This window comes from Streptomyces sp. NPDC101166, assembly GCF_044768125.1.
Taxonomy (GTDB): domain Bacteria; phylum Actinomycetota; class Actinomycetes; order Streptomycetales; family Streptomycetaceae; genus Streptomyces.
Map to the genome: position 1 here is coordinate 1 of NZ_JBIWPF010000198.1, position 1220 is coordinate 1220.

The 1220-nt window shown below is 67.3% G+C and carries 2 protein-coding genes and 1 pseudogene; 1 reads left to right on the forward strand and 2 read right to left on the reverse strand.

Annotation, left to right across the window (positions count from 1 at the left end):
* Nucleotides 1–280: pseudogene (locus ACIRS4_RS37685) on the forward strand (oxidoreductase); the annotation flags it as partial.
* Between the two features lie 55 nt (nucleotides 281–335).
* Here the strand turns inward: ACIRS4_RS37685 and ACIRS4_RS37690 are convergent.
* Both ACIRS4_RS37690 and ACIRS4_RS37695 read right to left on the reverse strand, forming a co-directional pair.
* Entirely contained in the window at nucleotides 336–704 is a 369-nt protein-coding gene (locus tag ACIRS4_RS37690) for a DUF5073 family protein (protein WP_404204702.1), read from the reverse strand.
* A partial coding sequence (locus ACIRS4_RS37695; protein ID WP_404204704.1) for a heavy metal-binding domain-containing protein occupies nucleotides 701–1220 on the reverse strand: 520 nt, incomplete at its 5' end. The genes ACIRS4_RS37690 and ACIRS4_RS37695, both read right to left, overlap by 4 nt.

Sequence of the window (1220 nt, forward strand, 5' to 3'; positions counted from 1 at the left end):
CGCGGTGGCCGTCTCCGGTCTCACCGGCGGCACCGACCTCCCCACCACCGTCATGCCCTTCATCCTCCGCGGCGTCTCCCTGCTCGGTATCGACTCCGCTCACTTCCCCATCGCCGACCGCCGCGACCTCTGGTCCCGCCTCGCCAAAGACCTGAAACCCCAGCACCTCTCGTTGCTGGAAAATTACGCACCCATCACCGAAGCCGAGTCCGTCCTCCGCTCCATCCTCGACGGAACCCACTCCGGCCGAACGGTTCTCGGCGTGGCCGGGGAGTTTTGACCAGCGGCGCACCGTTTCATGTGAAACAAGTAGCGTTGCCCACCGGTTGCCGTAGTCAGCCCGCCAGCACGTCGAGAGCGGCGGACAGATGCGGCAACGCGGTGGGTCCGTAGGACGAGGCGATCTCGGCCAGCGCCCGGGCCAGATGCGGAGCGATGCCCGATGCCGGGAGGAGTTCCTCGGCGAGGACTATGCCGCCGACTATGTGGTCGGCTTTGATGCGCTGGTCACGGGTGAGCTCGTACCGCCAGGAACCGATCTGGACGCGTTCGGGGGTGGAGCGGAAGAGGGATTTGCGGGGCGGGGTTCGGGTCACGCCGGGGACGTTGGTGAAGACGGTGAAGACCATGGACAGGCCGCCGGGGCCGTCCAGGGCGGAGGCGATGGCCCGGGTGGCGGCGTCGGAGTCGAAGTCGGCGGTCACTGGTTCATTCCGAGGGTGAATTGGGGAGTGATGGGGTCGCCCTCGTTGATGCGGCGGATGGCCGTGCCGGAGGCGTAGAACTCGACGGTGTGATAGCCCCAGGCGTAGTTGGAGATGTCGACGCTGACGCCGGTGACACCGGTTGCGCCGTCGCGTTCCGCTTCGGCTTGCATACGGGACATGGCGAGTTCGCGGGCCTGGTAGTTGCCCTGGGTCCATTGGGGCATCTCCATATTGCGGCCCATCTGACTGAGCATCTGCCGGAAGCCCTGGACGGCCACGTGGAAGACGCAGTTGCCCATGACGAAGGCGATGGGGGCGTAGCCGGTCCGCATCAGGGTCACCATGTCCTGGCCGGAGAGGTGGCTGGTGAACGCCTGGCCGTTGGGGCGGCGGTAGCTGCCGGGGGCCTTCGCGTAGCGGACGGCCGTGCCGACCGCGATGAATTCCAGGTGTTCCAGGGATTCGCCGTGCTGGCGCCATTCCAGGCGGACGCCCACGACGCCGTCGGCCTGG